Raw genomic sequence first — 22,115 nt, 5'->3', positions numbered from 1 at the left:
CAGCGACGAACGCCGGTGTACGGGGCCCGACCGCGCTGTCGGCCGTGACGTCACCCGCCGTACACTCACCCGGGTGACCGTCACCGCAACTTCCGTGGACCAGTCGGACCAGCTCCAGCCGCGCCCCGCCTCGGGCGCGCGCGGCGGCCGGCTGCTGCGCCTGGTCCCGGCCGCCGCCTCCGCGCTCTGCGGAGTGCTGCTCTACGTCAGCTTCCCGCCGCGCACCCTGTGGTGGCTGGCCCTGCCCGCCTTCGCCGGTTTCGGCTGGGTGCTGCGCGGCCGGAGCCGGAAGGCCGCCCTCGGCCTCGGCTACCTCTTCGGGCTCGGCTTCCTGCTGCCGCTGCTGGTGTGGACCAGCGTGGAGGTCGGCCCTCTTCCCTGGCTGGCGCTGGTCGCGATCGAGGCGGTCTTCGTCGCGCTGGTCGGCGTGGGTGTCGCCGCCGTCTCCAAGCTGCCCGCCTGGCCGGTGTGGGCCGCGGCCGTGTGGACGGCCGGCGAGGCGGCACGCGCGCGTGTGCCCTTCCAGGGCTTCCCCTGGGGCAAGGTCGCGTTCGGTCAGGCGGACGGCGTCTTCCTGCCGCTCGCCGCGGTGGGGGGCACCCCCGTGCTCGGCTTCGCGGTCGTGCTGTGCGGCTTCGGCCTGTACGAGGCCGGCCGGCTGATCGCCGAGCGGCGCCGGAACCGGGTCGTGCGGCGCGCCGCCGCGGCCGCCGCGCTGCTCAGCGTCGCCGTACCGGTGGCGGGAGCGGTGGCCGCCCGCGCGCTGGTGAGCGACAAGGCCGAGGACGGCACCGCGACCGTGGCGCTCATCCAGGGCAACGTGCCGCGCGCCGGGCTGGAGTTCAACGCCCAGCGGCGGGCCGTGCTCGACTACCACGCGCGCGAGACGCACAAGCTCGCCGCCGACGTCAGGGCGGGCAAGGTCGCCAAGCCGGACTACGTCCTGTGGCCGGAGAACTCCTCCGACATCGACCCCTTCGAGTACCCGGACGCCGCCGCCGTCATCGAGCAGGCGGCCAAGGACGTCGGCGTGCCCATCTCCGTCGGCAGCGTGGTCGAGCGGGACGGCAAGCTGCTCAACGAGCAGATCCTGTGGGACCCGGTCAAGGGACCGACGCAGACCTACGACAAGCGGCAGATCCAGCCCTTCGGCGAGTACCTTCCGCTGCGCTCGCTGGTCGGCGCGATCAACAAGAGCTGGACCGAGATGGCCCGCCAGGACTTCAGCCGGGGCGGCAAGCCGGGCGTGTTCGGCATCGACGGCGTCAAGGTGGGCCTGGCCACCTGCTACGAGGCCGCCTTCGACTGGGCCGTGCGGGACACGGTGACGCACGGCGCGGAGATGATCTCCGTGCCGAGCAACAACGCCACCTTCGACCGCAGCGAGATGACGTACCAGCAGCTCGCCATGTCCCGCGTCCGCGCCGTCGAGCACAGCCGCACCGTGACCGTGCCGGTGACCAGCGGCGTCAGCGCCGTCATCATGCCGGACGGGCGGATCACCCAGAAGACCGGCATGTTCGTGCCCGCCTATCTCGTCCAGAAGGTGCCGTTGCGCACGTCCACGACCCCCGCCACCGAGCTGGGCATCCTCCCGGAGATCGCACTGGTGCTGGTCGCCGCCGGCGGGATCGGCTGGGCGGTCGGGTCCGGCCTGCGCGCCCGGCGCGCCGGTGACGCGTAGCCGTACGCGTCCCGTACGACCGCCGTATGACCGTCATACGACCCCTGAACCGGCCCTGACCGGGCGCACCGGCCCGTTAGGGTCGGGATCATGGCTACTCCCGAATTCATTCGCACGCTCAGGACCACCGCCGGTCAACAGCTGCTGTGGCTCCCCGGGGTCACCGCGATCGTCTTCGACGACGAGGGCAGGGTACTGCTCGGCCGGCGGTCCGACACGCGCAAGTGGTCGGTGATCGGCGGCATCCCGGAGCCGGGCGAGCAGCCCGCGGCCTGTGCGGTGCGGGAGGTCTTCGAGGAGACGGCGGTGCATTGCGTGGCCGAGCGGGTCGTCCTGGTCCAGGCGCTGGAGCCGATGACCTACCCCAACGGCGACATGTGCCAGTACATGGACATCACCATCCGCTGCCGGGCCGTGGGCGGCGAGGCCCGGGTCAACGACGACGAGTCGCTGGAGGTCGGCTGGTTCACGGTGGACGCGCTGCCCGCATTGCATGAGTTCGGGCTGTTCCGGATCAAGCAAGCCATGTCGGATGCACCCACATGGTTTGACCCTACGACTGCTGGCTGAAGTATGGGTGGTCGCCACATGTGGTGACCGTGGCGTGCCGCTTAGGGTCGGCACATGACCTCGCCCACCCCCCTGACCGGTCCCGGCCCCCGCACCCAGCCCCTCAGCCTCGACCTCGACGGCCGCACCGCCCTCGTGACCGGTGCCGCCAGTGGCATCGGCCGCGCCTGCGCGCTGCGGCTGGCCGCCGCCGGGGCCGCGGTGCGCGCCGTCGACCGGGACGCGGCCGGCCTGGCCGAGCTGGCCCAGCAGGCGGAGCGGACCGGCGACCTGACGGGCACCGTCTCACCGCTGGTCGTGGACCTCACCGACCTGGACGCCGCCGAACGCGCCGCCGCCGGCACCGACGTGCTGGTCAACAACGCCGGACTCCAACTCGTGCGGCCCATCGAGGACTTCCCGCCCGAGGTGTTCCACACGGTGCTCACCGTGATGCTGGAGGCACCCTTCCGCCTCATCCGCGGCGCCCTCCCGCACATGTACGCACAGGGCTGGGGCCGGATCGTCAATGTGTCCTCCGTCCATGGTCTGCGTGCCTCGGCCTTCAAATCCGCCTATGTGGCCGCCAAACATGGCCTCGAAGGCCTGTCCAAGACGGCCGCCCTGGAGGGCGCTGCCCATGGAGTGACCTCGAACTGTGTGAACCCGGCCTATGTGCGCACCCCACTGGTCGAGAAGCAGATCGCCGACCAGGCACAGGCGCACGGCATCCCCGAGGACCGCGTGCTGTCCGAGGTCCTGCTGAAGGACAGCGCCGTGCGGCGGCTCATCGAACCCGAGGAGGTCGCCGAGGCCGTGGCCTACCTGTGCAGCCCGCAGGCGTCCTTCGTCACCGGCACCTCGCTCGTCCTGGACGGCGGGTGGACGGCCCACTGACCGGCCCGGCGGCACCGGCTCCGGGAGTTTTCCACAGGGCTGCCGGTCCCGGTGGCCGATACGGAATCCTGTGACCATGTCCCGCGATCACCTCCAGTCGGTACCCAGCTCCAGCGCCGAGGCCCCGTACCTCGACCTGCTGGCCCGCGACGCCTCCGCCGAGGCCTACGAGCAGCCCGTGCTGCGCGCCCGAGCCGAGGGCGAGCCGGCCGGCCGCATCGCCGCGCTGGAAGAGGCGAGACTGCTCGCCCTGCGTGTACGCGCGGAGCTGGAGGGCCGCCGACGGCGCGAGGCGGAGCTGTCGGCGCTCTTCGAGACCGCCCACGACCTCGCCGGACTCCGCGATCTTGACGCCGTCCTACAGGCGATCGTGCAGCGCGCCCGTTCCCTGCTCGGCACGGACGTCGCCTACCTCAGCCTCAACGACCCGGCCCGCGGCGACACCTACATGCGGGTCACGGAGGGCTCCGTCTCCGCCCGCTTCCAGCAACTGCGCCTCGGCATGGGAGAAGGGCTCGGCGGACTCGTCGCCCAGACCGCGCGGCCGTACGTCACCGACGACTACTTCCAGGACGGCCGCTTCCAGCACACCCTCACCATCGACGCCGGTGTCCGCGACGAGGGCCTGGTCGCCATCCTCGGCGTCCCCCTGATGCTCGGCCCGCACGTGATCGGCGTCCTGTTCGCGGCGGACCGGCGCGCGAGGGTCTTCGAGCGCGAGCAGATCGCCCTGCTCGGCTCCTTCGCCGCGCTCGCCGCGGCGGCCATCGACACCGCCAACCTGCTCACCGAGACCCGCGCCGCCCTGGCCGGCCTGGAGCACGCCAACGAGATCATCCGCGACCGCAGCGCCGTCATCGAGCGCGCGTCCGAGGTCCACGACCGGCTCGCCGAACTCGTCCTGCGCGGCGGCGGAGTCCATGACGTGGCCGCCGCCGTCTCCCAGGTCCTCGCCGGGACCGTCGAGTTCACCGAGGCCGTGGCGGCACCGGCCGAGGCACTGGAGGCCTCGCGCGCGGAGGGGCACGCGGTACGGCACGGCAGCGACTGGATCGCCGCGGTGGCCGCCGGCGGAGAACTCCTCGGCGCGCTGGTCCTGCGGGGCCACCCCGGCCTCGACCCCGTCGACCAGCGCACCCTGGAGCGCGCGGCGATGGTCACCTCCCTGCTGCTGCTCGCCCGCCGCTCCGCCGCCGAGGCCGAACAGCGCGTGCGCGGCGAGCTGCTGGACGATCTGCTGGACGCGCGTGACCGGGACCCCCGGCTGCTGCGTGAACGCGCCAGCCGTCTCCAGGCGGACCTGGACGCCACCCATGTCGTCCTCGCCGCCCGCCTCGACGGCCCGGCGGCCGACGCCGACGAGGAGGCCGCGGCCCGCCGCCGGCTCTGGTCCGCCGCGTCCCACCTCGCGGCCACCCGGCACGGCCTGGCCGCGGCCCGCGACGGCGGCACGGTCCTGCTGCTGCCGCTCGGCTCCGGCGACACCGCCACGGAGGTGGCCCGCCGCACCGCCCGCCATCTGGGCACGGCCGTCCACCAGCCGGTCACGGTCGGTGCGTCCGCCCCCGTCACCGACCTGGCCCGGCACCCCGAGACCGTGGCCGCCGCCTACGCCGAGGGCCGCCGCTGCCTGGACGCGCTGCACCTGCTGGGCCGGTCCGGGGACGGCGCGGCGGCCGAGGACTTCGGCTTCCTCGGCCTGCTCCTCGCGGGCGAACGGGACATCGCCGGGTTCGTCGAGCGGACCATCGGCCCGGTGGTGTCGTACGACGAGCGGCGCGGCACGGAACTGCTGCGCACTCTGGACGCCTACTTCGAGGGCGGGATGAGCCCGGCGCGCACCAAGGACGCGCTGCATGTCCATGTGAACACGGTGGCGCAGCGGCTGGAGCGCGTGGGCCGCCTGCTGGGCGAGGACTGGCAGACGCCCGCGCGGGCCCTGGAGATCCAACTGGCCCTGCGACTGCACCGGCTGGCGACACCGGGACGGCACTGACCGGCCCCGCGCGGGGCCGGTCAGTAGGTCGATACGAATGCACTGCGCGGGAGCCGGTCACTGTGTCGGTACGAATGCGACGGGCGCGGGCCGCTCAGTGCGTCGGTACGAATGCGGGCGGCGGCCCGTCGGTACGGCTGTGGGCGGTGGCGCGCTCAGACGGTCCGTGCCGCGGCGGCCGGGCTCGCCCCGGAGGGCTCCCCGCTCTCACCGTCGACCTGGGCCAGATCGCGGTGCCGTGTCTCCCGCGCGACACCCACCGCGATCAGGGTCAGCACGGCGGCGGCGATCACGTAGAGCGCGATCGGGGTGGAGCTGTCGTAGTCCGCGAGCAGCGCGGTGGCGATGAGCGGGGCGGGCGCGCCGGCCGCCACGGAGGCGAACTGGGCGCCGATGGACGCGCCCGAGTACCGCATCCGGGTCGCGAACATCTCGGCGAAGAACGCGGCCTGGGGCGCGTACATGGCGCCGTGCAGCACGAGTCCGACGGTGACGGCGAGGATCAGGTACCCGAACGAGCCGGTGTCCACGAGCGCGAAGAAGGGGAACATCCACACCCCGATACCGGCCGCGCCCAGCAGATACACGGGCCGCCGCCCGACCCGGTCGGACAGCGCGCCCCAGGCCGGGATGACGGCGAAGTGCACGGCGGAGCCGATCAGTACGGCGTTCAGCGCGGTCTGCTTGGAGACGCCGGCCGAGGTGGTGGCGTAGACGAGGATGAAGGCGGTGATGACGTAGTAGCTGATGTTCTCCGCCATGCGGGCGCCCATCGCCACCAGCACGTCCCGCCAGTGGTGCCGCAGCACGGAGACGAGCGGCAGCTTCTCCTTCGCGCCGTCCCGCCGCGCCTCGGCCCGCTCCAACGCCTCCTTGAAGACGGGCGATTCATCGACAGACAGACGAATCCACAGACCGACGAGCACGAGCACCCCGGAGAGCAGGAACGGAATCCGCCATCCCCAGGTGCCGAAGGCGTCGTCGGACAGGACGGCGGTGAGCAGCGACAGCACACCGGTCGCGAGCAACTGCCCGGCAGGCGCGCCGGTCTGCGGCCAGGAGGCCCAGAAGCCGCGCCGCCGCGCGTCCCCGTGCTCCGACACCAGCAGGACCGCACCGCCCCACTCGCCACCGAGCGCGAAGCCCTGCACCAGCCGCAGCGCGGTGAGCAGCACGGGGGCGGCGGTGCCGACGGTGGCGTGCGTGGGCAGCAGCCCGATGGCGAACGTGGCCCCGCCCATCAGCAGCAGGCTCAGCACCAGCAGCTTCTTCCGCCCCAGCCGGTCACCGTAGTGCCCGAACACGAGCGCCCCCAGCGGCCGGGCCGCGAAGCCGACGGCGTACGTCAGGAACGACAGCAGCGTGCCGACGAGCGGGTCGGAGCCCGGGAAGAACAACTTGTTGAACACCAGCGCGGCGGCGGAGCCGTAGAGGAAGAAGTCGTACCACTCGATGGTGGTGCCGATGAGGCTGGCGGCGACGATTCTGGGGAGGCTGGCGGGGGGTGGGGGAGCGGTGGTTCCGGAGGCCATGTGCGCCACTTCCTCGTGTGCGGTGGGGACGGGTACGTGTCGGCACACCGTAGAAACATGCAGGTCAGCCGCACATGTGGTGGGGCAACATAGTTCGTGGCTTGCCTATGCGTGCGGCCACCATGCCGGGCCAGGGAGGGTGCTTCAGGGGCTCGGAAGTGGTCGAGATCAGTAATGTCCGAGATGCGTAGTTAGGGGTAATTCGACGGTGCGGTGCTGGCTCCCGTGCTGACTTGGTGCTGACTACCCTGCGTTGAACCAGAATCTTTCGGACCGTTGCATCGCCTCCACTGGGCGCGGGAGAGGTTGCGCTGGCCCTGGAGAACGGTCGGCGTACCGTTCCCGATCGTGCGGGTGGCGGACCGGGCTTCGGTCAGCAGTCCGAGGACGGGCTCGATGACCACGCTGGCGCGGCTGGCTGCTCGGTCACGGCCCGCTGACCGTCGCGCCATCGACGGTCACGGTCTTGTTGCTCTACCAGCCTGCGATGCTCGTCAGGTCGGCGGCGTTGATGCTGTTGCCCGATCCGTCGGCGTCGGCAGGGCTGGTTGTGGTGGTGAAGGTGCTGGTGGCGGTGTTGTTCAGGAAGCTGCTGAGGGGACGTAGGGGCTGTAGGCGTCGAAGCCACTGATCAAGGTGGACTGAGTGGTCTTGCCCGCGTCCAGGGTCAGGCGGTAGATGCCGTAGTCCTTGGCTTTGGTCAGGTTGACTCCAAAGCTCCAGGGGCCGTCTTTGGGTATGTCGAAGCTGAAGGTCGCGCTGTCGCCGCTGACGGCCTTGGAGGTGCTGCTCTTGTTGATGAGCATGGCCTGGTAGCCGTCGGTGAACTCGTAGCCGCTGCCGGCGGCTTGGCTGATCAGCTGGCCGCCGGTGCTGGTGGTCGTCGCCTTGGGCACGGTGGTGGTCGAGCCGTCGGTGTTGGTGGCGGTCCAGCCGCTGATCATCTTGTCGCCGTAGGCGTAGGTCGGGGAGCTGGTGCCGGCGTAGAAGGCGTAGGCCGTCTGGGTGAGTGATGTCGAGCCGGCCTGGTCCACGGCCTTCGCATACAGCGTGTGCGGTCCTGTTCTGCCGGGGCGAAGGCGGGGGAGGCGCTGCCGTTGATGACCGAAGTCCCGGTGTCAGGGCCATTGTCTGCGGTGGCGTAGTAGACCTTGCCTGGTGTGATCGTCGTTCCTGCTACCCAGTGGGCGACGGTGCTGCTGTGGGCCGTGTTGCCGAGGGTGGCGTCCAGGCAGAACAGGTAGCCGGTGACGTTGTTGGTGTGGTTGTTGCTCAGGACGAAGGCGCCCTTGCTGTCGAAGGCCGCGCCGATCTGTTTGGGCGGGAACTGACTTGAGGTGACGGTGGGGGCCGGTGGCGCGCTGGTGTCCACGGTGAAGGTCTGGGTTTTGGTCCAGATGCCGGAGCCGGGCCCGGCCCAGTAGCCAGCGGCGTTCTGCGTGGTGGCTTTCCAGGTGTATTTGCCGTCGGGCAGGCTCGGTGTGGTCCAGTCACTGCCGTTGGTGTTGTACCGGGCGCGCTTCTTCGAATCGAGGTTGGGGCCGAAGCCCTGGCCGACCAGGGTGCCGGAGGAGTTGAAGACGTGGTAGTCGACGCGCACCAGTTCGCTGCCGCCGGCGAGGTCGGGGTTCACCGCGCGTGCCGACAGTGTGGGGGTGTGGGTGGTGGTCATCGTGTTGCCGGCACTCACGATGGACGGCTTGATGGCGGGGGTCCCGGTGCCGTTCTTGAGCTTGGGCCGGCAACTGTAGGTGACGGACATGGTGGCTCCGCCCCCGAAGGCGAGCTGCTTCCACTGGGTGGCGTCATTCATGTCAGGTGACTGGACCATCAGCGTCATGCTGCTCCAGCCGCCGGCGGCCGCACTCTGTGCCCGGGACGTCACGTCGAACTCGAGCGACGGTGGGCTGACCCAGGAGTCGGAACCGCTGGTGACCGGGCAGGTTCCGGCCTCGTGACTCTTCGGGTTGGTGCCCAGTGAGCTGGTACGCCCCCCGGGTTCGTGGCCCCAGTACAGCGAGGAGGAACTCCATCCTGCGGGGCGGTCGGTGCCGTACACGGCGGCCGGGGTGTCGGAGCAGGAAGCGGGAGACAGTTGCTTGACGTACAGCGAGGCGTGGGTGACCACAGGGCCTTTGATGCCGCTGGTGTTCATCTGCTAGTAGGTGCGGGCGCGTTCGCCGTTGCCGGGGTAGGAGTTGTCCCATCCCTCGCGCGCGTTGGTCGAGCCTGTGGTGGAGGTCGAGTTGTAGACGTTCCACCCGTTGTCCGAGATGCGGGCCCAGTCCAGCTGGGAGGGCCTGCCACTCCACTCCGGGTCGACGTAGACCGGGTACGTGGTGGTCTTGGTGGTCAGCAGCTTTTCGTCCAGGCCGAGGAGTTGCCTGCCTGGCCGTAGCCTCACTTTCACCTGGGCGCGGTGCTTGCCGACGGCGGCCGCCGCCTTGTGCTCGGCCCGGGCTGCGGCGGCGGTCGCGATCCGGAGGTGGAGGGCCGCCGGTCTGCCGCCGTTCGAAGCGGCGGATCAAGGCCGCCCAGTTGCCCCGCGAGAAATCGCTGCGGGCCTTCGACTTCGAGGCGAACCCCAGCGTGGACCCTGCGGTCATCCACACCCTGGCGACCTCCCGAGTAGGGCAAGAAGGCTTGCCGCTCTGCCTGATCGGCGAATCGGGCACCGGCAAGTCGCATCTGCTGATCGCGCTGGGCACCGAGGCTGCGATGGCCGGCTACCGGGTCCGCTAACGCACTCGCGACCAAGCTCGTCAACGAGCTGGTCGAGGCCGCTGACGAGAAGGTGCTGACCAAGACGATCGCCCGCTACGGCCGAGTCGATCTTCTCTGCATTGATGAGCTGGGCTATATGGACCTGGACCGCCGGGGTGCTGAGCTGCTGAACGAGAGTTTTGGCGGCTGGACCAAAACCTTCACCGACCCTCGGCTTTGCGCGGCCATCGTCGACCGGCCCACCTTCGGCGGCAACCTGACCCAGACAGGCACTGAACCCTACCGCCTGGCCCTTACCCAGGCCCGGGCCGCCGCACACGACGCCTCCGGCTGACGTAGCACCACCAAGCCCTTCATCGGCGGGAGCCGCATTTGCCGGCTCAGGAGGCCGTCAAGGGGAAGACGCCTGTTCTTGCGCGCCATGACCAGTACGGCGAGCGTGCGCGCATGACCGGCCAGCCGCGCATGAACCTGGCTCCACTCATCAGCTCCCCTTGGAATCGATCATCTAGGCTGGCGCGGTGACTGATGAGCAGGAGCGGGTGCAGCCGTCGGGAGTGTGGGCCACGGCGGTGGGGGTGGCCAGGGTGCGGGCGCTGGAGACCGAGCGGGAGAACGCGCTGTTCCGCGACCCACTGGCACAGGCCTTCGCAACCGCCGGCGGCCTATGGCCCTCCTCGCCGCTGCCCGATGACGAGGCCGCGCGCCGCCGCCGGCTGGCCGTGTCGTACTCCATCGTCATCAGGACGAAGTTCCTCGACGACCTGTTGCAGCAGGCCTCCGCTTCCGGGGTCCGGCAGGTCGTGCTGCTCGGCGCCGGTATGGACAGCCGGGCCTTCCGGATGGACTGGCCTGAGGGCACCCGGCTCTTCGAGGTCGACACCGCCGCCCCACTGGACTTCAAGGCTTCGGTGCTGCGCCAGGAGCGGGCCGTCGCACGCTGCGAGCGGATCACCGTCGCGGTGGATCTGCGTGAGGACTGGCCAGGCGCGCTGGCCGCCGCAGGGCACGACCCGGCGGTGCCGACCGTGTGGATCGCCGAAGGACTGCTGATCTATCTGCCCGAGGACGCGGTGGAACTGCTGCTGGCCCGGATCAGCGCACAGTCGGCGGCAGGCAGTTGGATGGGGCTGACGTTGGGCTCGCGCGGCGTGATCGAGCGCTTCGGCGCGGACGCCATGCCAGGATCGGCGGCGTCCATGTGGGTCTCGGAGATGCCCGACGACCCGGTGGGCTGGCTGGCCGGACACGGCTGGGAGGCCGGCAGCCACACCCTGCGCGAGCGCGCTGCCGCCTACGGCCGCCCGATCAGCACCCCTCCGCAGAGCGAGGAGCGGCCCGGCGGACTGATCTCTGCGGTCCGCCGGTAGAGCGCCTCCTCCCGGTTCCCCACCGAGGACGTAAGCACCTGACCGGTGTCAGTTCGCATCGGCATTTTCCGACCCTGTGATCGTCAAGTGCTGCCCGGACTCGGTGATAAACGGTGTCGCACGTCGGTTACGAAGCCAGCCAGGGGCAGGCTCCACGGCTGGCCTCGGCGGACCGTGTCCGCTCCCTCGCGGCGCAGGGCGGTCACCAGCTTGCCGAAGCAGCGCGGGCTCAGCCCGGTGAACGGGCCTATCCAGGACGGCTGTGAAGCCGTGATCACACCAGCCAAGAGAAGATCGTCCCATCGCGCTGCGAACTGCCCGAGTCGGAGGCGCACATGGAGACAGACTTGGTCAGTCGTCTGGAGGAGGAGGCGGATCGTTGCGTGATGCCCCTGCGCATGAACGAGGGGTTCGATGAGCAGGCACTCCTTCAGCTGCAGGAGGAGATCGACCGGTGCGCGACGGCGTGGAGGGGAGCAACCCACGTACTGAAGCGCGCCGCGTTGTTCCTCGCAGAACTCTCCCCAGCGATCGAGGCTTGCGCCTGGTTGTACGAAGGGGACACGCGTCAGCGGATCCAGGAGGCCGGGCTGATGGTTGTCGGAGGCAGTGATCGCTGCTCTGGACTGAGTGCCTCCCATGCCGCCGTGCCACGTACCTTCCTGTAGGCGCCAGCGGGAAGATGCACGCGTCGCAGCACAACCGGCGCTACGGACGAGCCCAGTGTTGCGGGACAACTCTTACCAGCTCGTGCACGGTAAGCGGTGAGATATCGAGGATGGCGGCGGGGCTCGGTGTTCACGTCTGCCGTGGCGACGTCAGGTCCGCGGTCCGCTGGTGGGACAGCAGGCCAGCGACGGCTTGGACGATGTCGCTCATGTGCTCGCGGCGGCCGAGGTGGCGGGCCAGGGCACGCCAGTTTTTCAGGTGGGCGATGCCGTGCTCGACCCGGATGCGTCGCGAGGAGTGCGCCTTGCGCTGCCGCTCGTGCATTTCCTCGTACCACTCCGGAGCGTTCTTCTTGAACTTGCGATGCGGAGATGTGACCACACGCCCGCCGGTCTGCGCACCCAGGCCCTGGTATCCGGCATCGGCCGGCACCGGCTTGGCCCTCGACGCCTGACCAGCTTGGGAACCTGCCACCCCGCGCGCTCAGTAGCATCGCGTCGCCTGGATGAGGTTCCTGCCCGACGTGTTCCGGATCGGGTGAAGCCGGTGCTCAAGCCCCTCATCAGCGGTCGTCGATGCCTCCGGACCCGGTGACACCACCCCCGGATCATCAACGACAGGAGGGGGAAGTCATGCCGGACCCGAAGGCCGGAGGCTCCGTTGCGGAGCCACGAAAAACGACGCGGCCTGGCGGCTGGCCCGAGTGACACGGTGCCCCTATGAAATGGTGTATCGACACCGTGGGCATCTCGCCGAAGACTCGCGCGACGAACACTGGTGAGCAGATGGGAGAGAAGCCACGTAGGAGGAACAGCAACTAGCGGAGTGATGCAGAACGTCTCAGGCCGGACGTGACCGGCTTACGTGGTGGGGCGACATAGTTCCGTGGCCAGCTGTGCGTGCGGCCACGATGGCGGCTCAAGGGCCACCGACTCACTACACACACTGTGTATAGTCGTTTCCGGCGCCCGGACGCACTCCCGTCCGCGGCTGCCGTGCCGTGCGTCGCATGCGCCGAAGGCGGCCACTCCGTACGCCGCCTTGGCAGGCTTCGCCCCGGCCTTCCCGTCCCAGCCTGCTCTCTGCCGTCGGGCCGGGCACGGCTCTGCCGCAGCACGAGAGGAAGCCAGTGAGCCCACGCCGGCAAGATCAACCCGGTTCCGTCCCGACCCTGGCCCCGCAACGCCGAAAGCGCCTCGGCGGGTTGCGCGCGCTCGCCCTCGGAGCAAGACTCGCCCTGATCGGCGGCCGGGGCAGCGCGGTACGAACCGTCCTGATGGCCGCGGGGATCGGAATCGGTGTCGCCGTGGTGCTGCTTGCGGCATCGGTGCCCACGGCTCGGCATCATCGCGACGCGCGGATTCACGGCCGCATCGACGTCAACCTGGACGACCGGGTCGTACCGGCTTCCCGACGCACCGTACTGGTGAGCGACATCGACACTGTTTTCCACGGTGTTCCGATCCGTGGTCGGCTCGTGGAACCCGAGGGACCCGATGCCCCTGTGCCGCCCGGACTCGACAGGTATCCGCGGCCAGGCGAAATGGTCGTGTCGCCGGCACTCAAGCGACTGCTCGCGGAGCCCGGAAACGGGCTGCTGCGTGCCCGCCTCGACCACCCGGTCGTAGGAGAGGTCAGCGACTTGGGCCTGCTCGGCCCCGGCGAGTACGTCTTCTTCCTGGGCGGCGAGCATATGGAGAGCGACGTAGCGGGCGCACGGCGGCTCGACCACTTCGGCAAAATCTATCCGGACAAGCCCCTGGCCCCCGATCTCGTCCTGCTCACCGTCGTCGGCATCGTGGTACTGCTCACCCCGGTCGCCGTCTTCATCGCCGCCGCCACCAGGTTCGGCGGTGAACACCGCGACCGGCGGCTGGCCGCGCTGCGGCTGATCGGCGCGGACCGCGGCATGACGGCCCGCATCGCCGCCGGTGAGACACTGGTCAGCTCCCTCATCGGCGTCGTCGTGGGCGCGGCCCTGTTCGCGGTGGGACGCCGGTTCGTCGAACTGGTCGACGTCCAGGGACTCAGTGTCTTCACACAGGACCTCACCCCCGAGCCGTCCCTGGCGGCCGTGGTGGTCGTCGCCGTGCCCTGCCTGTCCCTCGGCAGCGCTCATCTGGCGATGAACAAGGTGGTCGCCGAACCGCTGGGAGTGGTACGCAGGTCCGTCGGCGCCAAGCGGCGACTGTGGTGGCGCATCGCCCTGCCCCTGCTCGGCCTGTTGCTCCTAGGGACGTCCGTCCGGGACGCGTCAGAGGTTCAGAGCACCGCAGGTGTCGTCATGGTGGTCGCCGGGATGCTTGCGCTGCTCGTGAGCGCGACCGCCGTCGTGCCTTGGCTCCTCGAGCGGCTCACCGAACGGGCCGGCGGGTCGGGCCCCCTTTCCTGGCAACTCGCCATGCGCAGGCTGCAGTCGCACAGCGAAGCGTCCACCCGATCGGTCAACGGCATCGTGGTCGTTGTCGCCGGGGCCATCGCGTTGCAGACCCTTTTCACCGGCATCGCCAACAGCCATACGGGGAACCACCCGTCCACGGCACGGGAACGGTCGGCGCCGGACACGCAGGTCGGCCTGGTTCGTCTTGTCGGAGCCGACGGCGAGAAACCGTACGCTTCCCTCCTCGCCCGGACCCCCGGAGTGACCCAGGCCGTCGGCTTCAGCGAATTGCAGGTGAGCGAGGTCCCCTATGGAATCCCGCAGACCGTACGCATCGCCGACTGCGCCGGACTCCGTCTCCTGGCGTCCGTGCCCGCGTGCTCGGACGGCGACGCCTTCCTGGTCGCCCCCCGCAGCGGGAGCACGGACGACACGACCGAGTGGAAGACAGGCATGAGGATGCGCATGGACATGAGTGGCCTGGCCTGGCGGGTCCCCCGGATCACCGCCACAGCCCGCGCCAGGCCAGGAAACCCTCAAGGCACCTTCCCCGAGACCATGCTGCTCGCCACTCCTGAAGCCGCCGGCACAACCGCGATCGCACACGCGACCCGTGCCGTGAGCCTTGCGTACCGAACGTCCCAAGAAGATGTCCAAGACCACATCCGCACTGCCGCGGTCCGGTTGAACCCGCAGTTCCAGGTCGACTTCCCGCAGGAGCGCAAGGAGGACACGGCCCTGAGCGGCATCAGGCGCGCCTTGCTCGCAGGCGTTGCCGTCGTGCTGCTCCTGATCGCCATAAGCATGCTGATCGGCGCCATCGAACAACTGAGGGACCAAAAGCGCGTCATGGCCATGCTCGTCGCGGTCGGCACCCGGCGGCGAACCCTCAGTGGCTCGGTGCTGTGGCAGACCGCGCTGCCCGTGACGATCGGGATGCTCGTCGCAGTTCTGGTCGGCACCGCGCTCGGCGGCACTCTCCTCCACCTCATCGGCCGTACAGCGGTATTCGACTGGATCAGCATGCTGGCGATGACCGGCATCGGCGCAGCAGCGGTTCTGCTGGTGACCGTGCTGACGCTGCCGACCTTGCGGCAGGTCACCCGCGTGGAGGCCATTCGCCACGAGTGACGTCCGCACCCGGTAAGCGGCGCCTCGGTAGACGTGCTCGGTCATGGCACTGGTCGGGATGTCGCCAAGGCAGTCACATCGGCTCGGCTGGCGGCCATGTCGGCATGGACCAGGTGACAGGCCATGGAGCGAGGACCCGTGCGGCGCACCGGAGGCTGCGGTCAACTGTGAAGGAGCGAGCACATGGGTCGATACGACCTCGCCCTCCTCGGATACGGCGGCGTCAACCGTGCGCTGGCCTGACCCATGTCCCGGCGTGGCGACCGCCTTGCCCAAGAATGGGGTTTCGCCTTGCGTGTCGTCGCGATCACCGACCTGAGAGTCGGTTCCCCGGGGCGGCACGGACGGCACTGGTCTGGCCCCGCTGCCGACGGCTGAACCCGGGGAGCTGGACTTCTCCGGCCTCCCGGCGGCAGCGCCGATCCTCGCAACGACTGGGTGATCGACGTAGGACGCCCTCCCGAAGGGGCTGTGCTGGAAGCTGGTCGGCCACCGCTCTGCGGGCGGACGGCACCGGCACCGCCCCTGTCGCCCCGCTCGCGCTGTCCGTCGATCATCCGCTCGCGGGGATCTCCGGCCCGGTCGACGCGGTCGCCTTCAGTAGCGTCGCCTGAGGAGTACGGCCGGTAGACCCGCATGCCGACCTGATCGGCCACGTCACGGCGTCCGCTCCGGCGCCGGCCGCACGGAGACCGCCCACGTCTTGCTGTCCGACGTCATTGCCACTTCCGTCTGCACCGTCGATTCCGGCGCGTCGGCAGCATCGTAGAAGGCACGCGGTGCGGGCGGCGCACCGCGGCCCGTCCTGTGCACGCTTCCCACTGGTGTCCGACGAATCGGCTACGGGTTCTGCTGGCTCCCGAGCACGCCGTGAGCGCGGAGGAACGCTAGGACCGCAGCGCTGAACTGCGCGGGCCGTTCGATATGCGCGAGGTGCCCCGTGTCCTCGAGGATCGACAACTCGGCGGCGGGCATGGCCTCGTGCAGGAGGCGGGCCCATCGCGGTCCGCAGATGAAGTCCTGCCTGCCGGCCAGGACGAGTGCCGGTGTGGTGATACCGGGCAGGGCGTCCTGGACGTCGAACGGAGTGCCCTGGCCCTCGGTGGGGGCCGCATACATCCGAAGCGATTGGCGAGCGGGTGCGAACTCCTCCTGCCTGCCCCAGTAGTCGAAGAGATAGGCGGGCATGATCGTGCGCAGGACGGCGGTGGCGCCGTCGTCGCCGAGCAGATCGAGGCGGGTCGTGAGGGCAGCGACGTAACCGGCCACCTCCGGATGCTCGTCGATGTGTCGGTCCACGAACCGTTGCATGGCGGCGACCGCCGCCGACCAGAACTCCTCGTCCGCCGCCGGCGACGTGTCATACAGGACCAGGGCGGCGAGCCGTCCGGGGTGGTCGAGGGCGTACTGCTGGGCGACGAAACCACCGTGGGAGTGGCCGAGCAGAATGACCTCAGGCAGTTCCAGGTGTTCGACCACACGGTGCAGGAGTTGCGCGTACGTGGCCACAGAGTAGTCGTGCGGATCGGGGAGTCGTCCGGAGGAGCCCGTGCCGACCGGCTCGATGTACACCATGGTCAGGCTCCGTTCGAGCGCAGGCATGCGCAGGTATTCCCAGCCGATGCCCGGCCCGCCCGAGTGGGCGATGCATACAGGGCCAGAACCAGCGACGTGGTACCGCTGTTCGACATGCGCGGCGCCGTGAGGGACGGTGATCGTGTGGGTGCCGGGGGACAGCGGCGATGACGGGTCGTCGGTCGTCCGGGGGAGTGTCCGCGGCTGCTGCGAGTGCTTCACGCCTTCTGATGATCCATTGAGGGGTGGCGTCCTCCAACAAGAAACACAACATGTCATCACACTGTTATCGGATGGGTCGCTGTCTCGCGAGAGAGAGATACGATGGGTCCCTGACACCATCTGGCACACGCTCGCACGCTCGCACGCCCGCGACCGCACAGACGACCGGGCGCAGCGGCCCGCGGCACCGAGGGCGTAACGTGGCACACCTGTGGCTGGAGCACACCATGGATGCGAAGGATGAGACCTAGCGTGGTCTGACGGATCTACAGGACTACCTGTACTGGGACTCCCATCGCCGGGCCGTATGTGGAGGAACAGATCAGGGTGTCCCGTTACGATCGCAGACCACCTCACCGATCAGATCACGATCCCCCGGTGTCAGTGCGTGCCCGGGAGCCGCCCGGCGCAGTGTCTGCGCAGCAGGTCGAAGTCCCCGACGTTGGTGATCGTCCTGCCGGGCTGACGACGCAATGTTCCTCCAGCAGTTCCTCGGCCGGCCGTGCCGCGCGAAGGAGCCGTGCGAGTACCGCACTCGACGAGACGTCCGGTCCGGGCAGCCAGCGACATCTGCTGCCAGGGGGGACCCGGAGGGGTCGTGCGGGGTGTTCACACCTAGCAGTATGGTGCGCGGAGGACGGTTTCCGTTCGGGGCGTCGACGTACTCGTCACATCCTTGTTACGAGACTCGGATGTACGTCACCACCGTTGGTCTTCAGCGTTGTGAGAGTGCGGTAAAGTGATCACAGTGTTCCGGCGCAGCGTGGCAACCCACGATGGGCGTCAGGAGCGCTTCCACACCCGCTGCACGGAGCTGAGCGGGTGCAGTGCCCCGGACGTCAATCGATCCCCCGCGAGCCGGCGTCCGGGGCCGCGGCTCCGCTCAGAAACGCTGGGCCCGGTAGAGACCGCGACCAGTTCGCCGGACCCGGGACGTACCGACGAGACGGTCGAGTGTGCTGCGGACCGCGTTGATGCTTCCATTGTCGGTGTCGCGGCCCAGCGCCGCCGCTACGTCGCGGGCACGTACGTCGACGTCGCCGGCCTGCGAGAAGTACTCCATGATCTGCTCGGTGAGCTTTCCGTAGGTTCGTTTCTCGTCGGCCTCGGGACGGGAAGCCCGCTTGCCCAGCCGCTGCCGGTCCTCGGGCTGCCCCGGGGCTCGGGTGACCTCTGCCGCGGAGGAAGGCGCGGCCGGATGAGTGGTGTGTGCCCGCCTGGGCTCTGGGGTACGACGCCGGCCCGCATCGACGGTGTCCGCTGGGGCCGGGGTGCCACCCGCCGGATCTGCCATCAGGACCTGGAGTGCACCCAAGGCCCGCTGGACGGTGTCGAGATGGGCCGTGACGGCGGCCAGTTCCCTCTCCAGCGCCTGCTTCTGGAGCCGTAGATGGGCCAGATCCTCCCGCAGGCTCTCCGCGGTGACCTCGATGTTGCGCGCCGCGCCAGTTGCCGGGGCCATGTCTTCCTCTCATCCTCAGCTTTGCCGCGCCCGGCCCAGTTCACCTGGGATGACGCTCGACTCGGACGCTGGGATGGGCGCTTCGGTGCATCATATGCGGGACACGATCTGCCGACGCATCCGCATCCGGGAGCCTGCGTTGTCACAGCGAAGAGATGCAGTGATGCTTCGGTGAAAGTTTGTCCACCATTGTTGCCACTGGCCCGCTCGAAACGCAACGACAAACACCTCTGCGGCGACGGCGCCTGCACCCGCCGGGAGGGGCGGCCTGTACGACGAAGGGACTCCAGTGGGGCCAGGGGGTGCCTGCCCGCCGTGCCGACCGCACTTCGGAAGCCGGGCTCGCCGAGCGCTCCTGTACTTCCCGAACCCCTGTACGGCGCCGTCGTCACCTACAGGGCAGCAGACTTCCAGCAACGCCCTCGAACTCCGGGACCGGCAGCGGGGTGCGCAGCGTCTTGTCTTCTCGACGGCGGGTGGAGCCGGAGGACCTGCCATCGGGTGGACGGACGTCGTCGGGGGCCAGGAGGGCCTCCAACGAGGCGACGTCCCCGGTCCGCGCCGCCGAGACGAAGGCATCGAGGAGCCGCCGGTGCTCAGCCCTGTCCACGGACTCCCGCTGCTCCACCGAGAGGTGCTTGCGCGCCCGGCTCACGATCTTCCGCACATTGACAGGGGTCAGCCGCAGTATCTCCGCGATCTCGGTGTAGCCGTAGTCGAACGCCTCCCGCAGTACGTAGGCGGCCCGCTCGCTCGGGTTCAGCTTCTCCAGGAGGAGCAGCAGGGCCAGCTCGAGGGCCTCGGCCCGCTGCGCGCCGACCTCCGGGTCGCTGCTCGTGTCGACGGGCTCGGGCAGCCAGGGGCCGATGTAGGTCTCGCGGCGCACCCGGGCGGACTGGGCGACGTTGATGGCCAGCCGGGTCGTCGCACTCGACAGGAACGCCACGGGGTTCACCACCACCGAGCGGTCCGTTCTCTGCCAGCGCAGCCATAGGTCCTGGACCACGTCCTCGGCCTCCATCGCGCTGCCCAGAACGCGGTACGCGATACCGAACAAACGTGGGCGGAGCTCCACGAAGACGGAAACGGCCTCGTCCAGGGTGGCCTCCGTGGAGGACGTCTCACGATGCATGATCCTTCTGTCTCCGTCCTGGACACGCCACAATAAGTCACAACGACTTCAACCGTGTCTTCTTCATAGACCAGGGCCATCCCCGATCTGTTACAGATCGATCAGGAGCCACACGGTGTGGAGGCGTCTCAGTCTTTGAGTGCCGCGGAAGTGGGGGTGCCGGGGGCGTGGGGACGGTTCCAGGTGCGGAGTTTGTCGGGGTTCAGGACGGCCCAGACCTGGATGACGTGGTGGTCGGCGATGTCGAAGCTGATGACGGCGGCGACCTCGTCATTGTGGCGTACGACGATTGCGGTGCGGCCGTTGGCCGGGCTGAGGTGCAGGGTGGTGTCGCGGCGGGGGGTGAGGAGGGTGAGGAGGGTGCGGGCGACGTGCTGGTTGCCGTGCACCGGTCGGGTGAGGGCGCGGACCTTGCCTCCGCCGTCGAAGAACGCGGTGGCGTCGGGAGCCAGCAGGGATGCCAAGTGGGTGGCGTCTGCTGTGGTGCAGGCTTGTCGGACCGCGCGGACGATCCTGTCGTGCTGTTGGGGTGTGGTGGGGTGTGCGCGGTTGGTACGCAGGCTGCGGCGGGCGCGGTCGGCGAGTTCGGCGCATTCGAGTGGTGTCCGTCCCACGATGTCTGCGACCGTTCGCGGTGCCATGGCGAAGACGTCGTTGAGGACGAACGTCGCTCGCTCGGCGGGGGACAGCGTGTCCAGTGCGTTGAGCAGGGCGTCGCTGATCTCCTCCTCCAGGGCACGGTGGAGTTCCGCCGCCGTACTGCCGTCCTTCCCGCCCAGGCCTGTGGGCCGTCGTTCGGGGGGCAGGGTGAGGCGTGCCAGGCAGATGGAGCCCGTGGTCGGGGTCAGCCAGGCACAGGGATCGTCGATGTGTGCTCTCTGGAGATCGGTCAGGCTGTACCACTGACGGTAGGTCTCAGTGACGGCGTCTTCGGCCTCGGGGCCTGAGCCCAGCATCCAGTAGGCGACATTGAGCAGATGCCGTCGTTCGTCGAGCAGATCCGCGATCGGCACTGCGTCACCGGCCTGGTCCATACGGCATCCTCCTTCTCACAGGGCACCACCTCGCCACCGCCGAGATCGGCTGGATCGACGTCCGTGACGGTCGGCGGACGGAGCACCCGGTTCTGGGATGGCTTGGCCCACGGGCTCGTCTTCGGTGCCCTCAGCAGTGCAGACCGGACAGGCGCGGATCATGTGACATGAGGACGCGCCCGTCACCGCGGGGACCCGGGGCCTACGAAACATAACAGTGTGACAGGATGTTGTTCCGACCCCGATCGCGAGGCGTCGCCCACTGACGAAGGGACCTGTCCATTGCCTGCCATCCTGATTCACGGCGTCCCCGACACACACCGGGTGTGGGACGGCGTGCGGCGGCACCTCACCAGGACCGACGTGGAAGCCTGGGACTTGCCCGGCTTCGGTGCGGCGCGCCCGGCCGGCTTCGGCTCCACGAAGGAGGAGTACGTGGACTGGCTCATCGAACGGCTGGAGTGGGTCGGTGAGCCGGTGGACCTGGTCGGTCACGACTGGGGGTGCATACTGACCGCCCGCGTCGCCTATCTGCGCCCCGATCTGGTCAGTACCTGGGCCGGAGGTAACGGGCCGATCAACTCCGAGTACGAGTGGCACCCGTTGGCCAAGATCTGGCAGGACCACGTCGAAGGCGACCGCTTCATGGAGGAACTGCAAACGGAACCGTTCGCCGACGACCTGGCGACCGGCTTCGACGTACCCATCGACCTGGCCCGGGAGATGGCGAGCCGCGTGGACGGGCCGATGAAGGATTCCATCCTCAAGCTGTACCGGTCGGCTGTGACGATGGGGGCGGAGTGGGAGCCGGGGCTGTCCGCGGTGTCCGCGCCGTGCCTGGTCTTCTGGGGGGCGCTCGACCCCGCCTGCCAGATCGAGTTCGGGCGCAAGCTCGGCGCCTCCCTGCACGCCTCCGCGGTGATCGAGATGGACTGCAACCACTGGCCTCTGCTTCAGCGGCCCGCGGAGGTGGCCGAAATCTTGGAGGCGCACTGGAACCTGCACGCGCACGCGTGACGAACGCGTCGGCCGGACCGAAGGAATGGCGGGCGCTTCTACCTGTGCGCGGCCGCCGTCCGCCCGGCCACAGGCCATGGCGGAGCCGCAGCGCGACAGCGCCGCATCCGTCCATGCCCTGTCCCGGCCAGGAAGATCCCACTGGCGGTGGCGAGGTGGACCGTCGCTCCTTCGGCGGCGAGGGGCGAAGGCCAGGCCGCAGCATGAGGGCGTTGGCGGGACCGGTGCCGAGGGACCAGTGGTTCCGCACCGGGGCGACGACGGTGATGTCGGGGATGCCGTCCGGGTTCAGGGTGGTGGGTGTGCCGGGCGGTGCCGTCATGGCGAGGAAGTCGGTCATGGCGACCAGCGGCGCCCCCTGACCGCCGGCTGCGACGCCACTGCCGCGCGGGTCGAAGATGACGAGGAGGCCGGTGGCCTCGGTGTTCCAGGCGGGCTGTCCGAGGTGGAGGGTGCTGCGGCCGGTACCGTCCTCGGTCCAGTCGTAGAGGGGCTGCGCGCGGGAGACCACCGAGTCCGCCGCGCCGTCGCACAGCTCGGCAGGGCGCGTACGACCCGATCGGTGAAGGCCTTGCCGACGCTATGGACCGCGCCATGGTGTGACCACGGACTCGCCCACGGCAGTCCAAGGGCGCCACGGCGGTGGCTCCCGGTGTGCACTTGCTGAACAGCGCAGGTGTGGCAATCCGGCGGTCGGCACTGTAAACGCCCCGCGTCTCTGCACCAGGGACGGTATCCAGT

General features: G+C 69.5%; 16 protein-coding genes and 4 pseudogenes. 9 read left to right on the top strand and 11 right to left on the bottom strand.

Annotation, left to right across the window (positions count from 1 at the left end; genetic code table 11):
• The first annotated feature begins 73 nt into the window (after nt 1-73).
• The 4 genes from lnt to ACZ4WH_RS05530 all read left to right on the top strand — a co-directional run bounded on the left by lnt (nt 74) and on the right by ACZ4WH_RS05530 (nt 5,126).
• On the top strand, nt 74-1,684 hold the full coding sequence (gene lnt, locus ACZ4WH_RS05545) for an apolipoprotein N-acyltransferase (RefSeq protein WP_468176861.1): 1,611 nt from the start codon (nt 74-76) through the stop codon (nt 1,682-1,684).
• A gap of 90 nt (nt 1,685-1,774) precedes the next feature.
• The gene (locus tag ACZ4WH_RS05540; RefSeq protein WP_468176859.1) at nt 1,775-2,254 is read left to right on the top strand and encodes an NUDIX hydrolase; all 480 of its coding nucleotides are present in this window, start codon (nt 1,775-1,777) and stop codon (nt 2,252-2,254) included.
• Nucleotides 2,255-2,308: 54 nt separating this feature from the next.
• Nucleotides 2,309-3,130 (top strand): 3-hydroxybutyrate dehydrogenase, encoded by an 822-nt coding sequence (locus ACZ4WH_RS05535; protein WP_468176857.1) that lies wholly within the window; start codon nt 2,309-2,311, stop codon nt 3,128-3,130.
• Nucleotides 3,131-3,206: 76 nt separating this feature from the next.
• Nucleotides 3,207-5,126, top strand: a complete 1,920-nt coding sequence (locus ACZ4WH_RS05530) for a helix-turn-helix domain-containing protein (protein ID WP_468176855.1) — start codon at nt 3,207-3,209, stop codon at nt 5,124-5,126.
• A gap of 155 nt (nt 5,127-5,281) precedes the next feature.
• Here ACZ4WH_RS05530 and ACZ4WH_RS05525 read toward each other — a convergent pair whose 3' ends face one another.
• From ACZ4WH_RS05525 to ACZ4WH_RS05510, 4 genes are all read right to left on the bottom strand, one after another.
• Entirely contained in the window at nt 5,282-6,658 is a 1,377-nt protein-coding gene (locus tag ACZ4WH_RS05525) for an MFS transporter (protein WP_468176853.1), read from the bottom strand.
• Nucleotides 6,659-7,239: 581 nt separating this feature from the next.
• Complete coding sequence (locus tag ACZ4WH_RS05520) at nt 7,240-7,692, bottom strand: hypothetical protein (protein ID WP_468176851.1); 453 nt, start codon at nt 7,690-7,692, stop codon at nt 7,240-7,242.
• The gene (locus ACZ4WH_RS05515) at nt 7,599-8,813 is read right to left on the bottom strand and encodes a hypothetical protein (RefSeq protein WP_468176849.1); all 1,215 of its coding nucleotides are present in this window, start codon (nt 8,811-8,813) and stop codon (nt 7,599-7,601) included. The genes ACZ4WH_RS05520 and ACZ4WH_RS05515 overlap by 94 nt, the downstream gene beginning before the upstream one ends.
• Before the next feature lie 3 nt (nt 8,814-8,816).
• Nucleotides 8,817-9,062, bottom strand: a complete 246-nt coding sequence (locus tag ACZ4WH_RS05510; protein ID WP_468176848.1) for a hypothetical protein — start codon at nt 9,060-9,062, stop codon at nt 8,817-8,819.
• A gap of 101 nt (nt 9,063-9,163) precedes the next feature.
• Here ACZ4WH_RS05510 and ACZ4WH_RS05505 point away from each other — a divergent pair.
• Together ACZ4WH_RS05505 and ACZ4WH_RS05500 are read left to right on the top strand one after the other, a co-directional pair.
• Nucleotides 9,164-9,716: pseudogene (locus ACZ4WH_RS05505) on the top strand (ATP-binding protein); the annotation flags it as partial.
• Between the two features lie 223 nt (nt 9,717-9,939).
• The gene (locus ACZ4WH_RS05500) at nt 9,940-10,752 is read left to right on the top strand and encodes a class I SAM-dependent methyltransferase (RefSeq protein WP_468176944.1); all 813 of its coding nucleotides are present in this window, start codon (nt 9,940-9,942) and stop codon (nt 10,750-10,752) included.
• 140 nt (nt 10,753-10,892) lie between these two features.
• Here ACZ4WH_RS05500 and ACZ4WH_RS05495 read toward each other — a convergent pair.
• Nucleotides 10,893-11,039 (bottom strand): annotated as a pseudogene (locus tag ACZ4WH_RS05495) (IS5/IS1182 family transposase); the annotation flags it as partial.
• 48 nt (nt 11,040-11,087) lie between these two features.
• Here ACZ4WH_RS05495 and ACZ4WH_RS05490 point away from each other — a divergent pair.
• Nucleotides 11,088-11,420 carry a hypothetical protein gene (locus tag ACZ4WH_RS05490; protein ID WP_468176846.1) on the top strand — a complete coding sequence of 111 codons (333 nt, stop codon included), beginning with the start codon at nt 11,088-11,090 and terminating at the stop codon, nt 11,418-11,420.
• Between the two features lie 130 nt (nt 11,421-11,550).
• Here the strand turns inward: ACZ4WH_RS05490 and ACZ4WH_RS05485 are convergent, their stop codons facing one another.
• Complete coding sequence (locus ACZ4WH_RS05485) at nt 11,551-11,853, bottom strand: transposase family protein (protein ID WP_468176844.1); 303 nt, start codon at nt 11,851-11,853, stop codon at nt 11,551-11,553.
• Nucleotides 11,854-12,430: 577 nt separating this feature from the next.
• Here ACZ4WH_RS05485 and ACZ4WH_RS05480 point away from each other — a divergent pair.
• Nucleotides 12,431-14,932 (top strand): ABC transporter permease, encoded by a 2,502-nt coding sequence (locus ACZ4WH_RS05480; RefSeq protein ID WP_468176942.1) that lies wholly within the window; start codon nt 12,431-12,433, stop codon nt 14,930-14,932.
• 840 nt (nt 14,933-15,772) lie between these two features.
• On the opposite strand, the gene ACZ4WH_RS05475 is transcribed toward ACZ4WH_RS05480, so the two are convergent.
• The 4 genes and pseudogenes from ACZ4WH_RS05475 to ACZ4WH_RS05460 all read right to left on the bottom strand — a co-directional run bounded on the left by ACZ4WH_RS05475 (nt 15,773) and on the right by ACZ4WH_RS05460 (nt 20,357).
• A complete protein-coding gene (locus ACZ4WH_RS05475; protein ID WP_468176842.1) occupies nt 15,773-16,729 on the bottom strand; it encodes an alpha/beta fold hydrolase in 957 nt (318 codons plus the stop codon).
• An 883-nt stretch (nt 16,730-17,612) separates the two neighbouring features.
• Nucleotides 17,613-18,191 (bottom strand): hypothetical protein, encoded by a 579-nt coding sequence (locus ACZ4WH_RS05470; RefSeq protein WP_468176840.1) that lies wholly within the window; start codon nt 18,189-18,191, stop codon nt 17,613-17,615.
• Between the two features lie 493 nt (nt 18,192-18,684).
• Nucleotides 18,685-19,323 (bottom strand): annotated as a pseudogene (locus ACZ4WH_RS05465) (sigma-70 family RNA polymerase sigma factor); the annotation flags it as partial.
• A gap of 128 nt (nt 19,324-19,451) precedes the next feature.
• Nucleotides 19,452-20,357, bottom strand: coding sequence for a sigma-70 family RNA polymerase sigma factor family protein (locus ACZ4WH_RS05460; protein WP_468176838.1), 906 nt, complete (start codon nt 20,355-20,357; stop codon nt 19,452-19,454).
• Between the two features lie 282 nt (nt 20,358-20,639).
• Between ACZ4WH_RS05460 and ACZ4WH_RS05455 the strand changes: the two genes are divergently transcribed.
• Complete coding sequence (locus ACZ4WH_RS05455) at nt 20,640-21,374, top strand: alpha/beta fold hydrolase (RefSeq protein ID WP_468176836.1); 735 nt, start codon at nt 20,640-20,642, stop codon at nt 21,372-21,374.
• 262 nt (nt 21,375-21,636) lie between these two features.
• On the opposite strand, the pseudogene ACZ4WH_RS05450 reads toward ACZ4WH_RS05455, so the two are convergent.
• A pseudogene (locus ACZ4WH_RS05450) lies at nt 21,637-21,885 on the bottom strand (anhydro-N-acetylmuramic acid kinase); the annotation flags it as partial.
• Nucleotides 21,886-22,115: the final 230 nt, after the last annotated feature.

The organism is Streptomyces sp. NPDC029138 (assembly GCF_055564375.1).
The sequence above is the reverse complement of the archived record's forward strand: the minus strand, read 5'-3'. Positions and strand labels throughout refer to the sequence as shown.

Coding starts and splice junctions, on each gene's coding strand:
- ACZ4WH_RS05525 (WP_468176853.1), bottom strand. CDS start 6,658: ATGGCCTCCGGAACCACCGCTCCCCCACCCCCCGCCAGCCTCCCCAGA.
- ACZ4WH_RS05490 (WP_468176846.1), top strand. CDS start 11,088: ATGGAGACAGACTTGGTCAGTCGTCTGGAGGAGGAGGCGGATCGTTGC.
- ACZ4WH_RS05470 (WP_468176840.1), bottom strand. CDS start 18,191: ATGGCCCCGGCAACTGGCGCGGCGCGCAACATCGAGGTCACCGCGGAG.
- ACZ4WH_RS05535 (WP_468176857.1), top strand. CDS start 2,309: ATGACCTCGCCCACCCCCCTGACCGGTCCCGGCCCCCGCACCCAGCCC.
- ACZ4WH_RS05530 (WP_468176855.1), top strand. CDS start 3,207: ATGTCCCGCGATCACCTCCAGTCGGTACCCAGCTCCAGCGCCGAGGCC.
- ACZ4WH_RS05540 (WP_468176859.1), top strand. CDS start 1,775: ATGGCTACTCCCGAATTCATTCGCACGCTCAGGACCACCGCCGGTCAA.
- ACZ4WH_RS05460 (WP_468176838.1), bottom strand. CDS start 20,357: ATGGACCAGGCCGGTGACGCAGTGCCGATCGCGGATCTGCTCGACGAA.
- ACZ4WH_RS05515 (WP_468176849.1), bottom strand. CDS start 8,813: ATGAACACCAGCGGCATCAAAGGCCCTGTGGTCACCCACGCCTCGCTG.
- ACZ4WH_RS05480 (WP_468176942.1), top strand. CDS start 12,431: ATGCGCCGAAGGCGGCCACTCCGTACGCCGCCTTGGCAGGCTTCGCCC.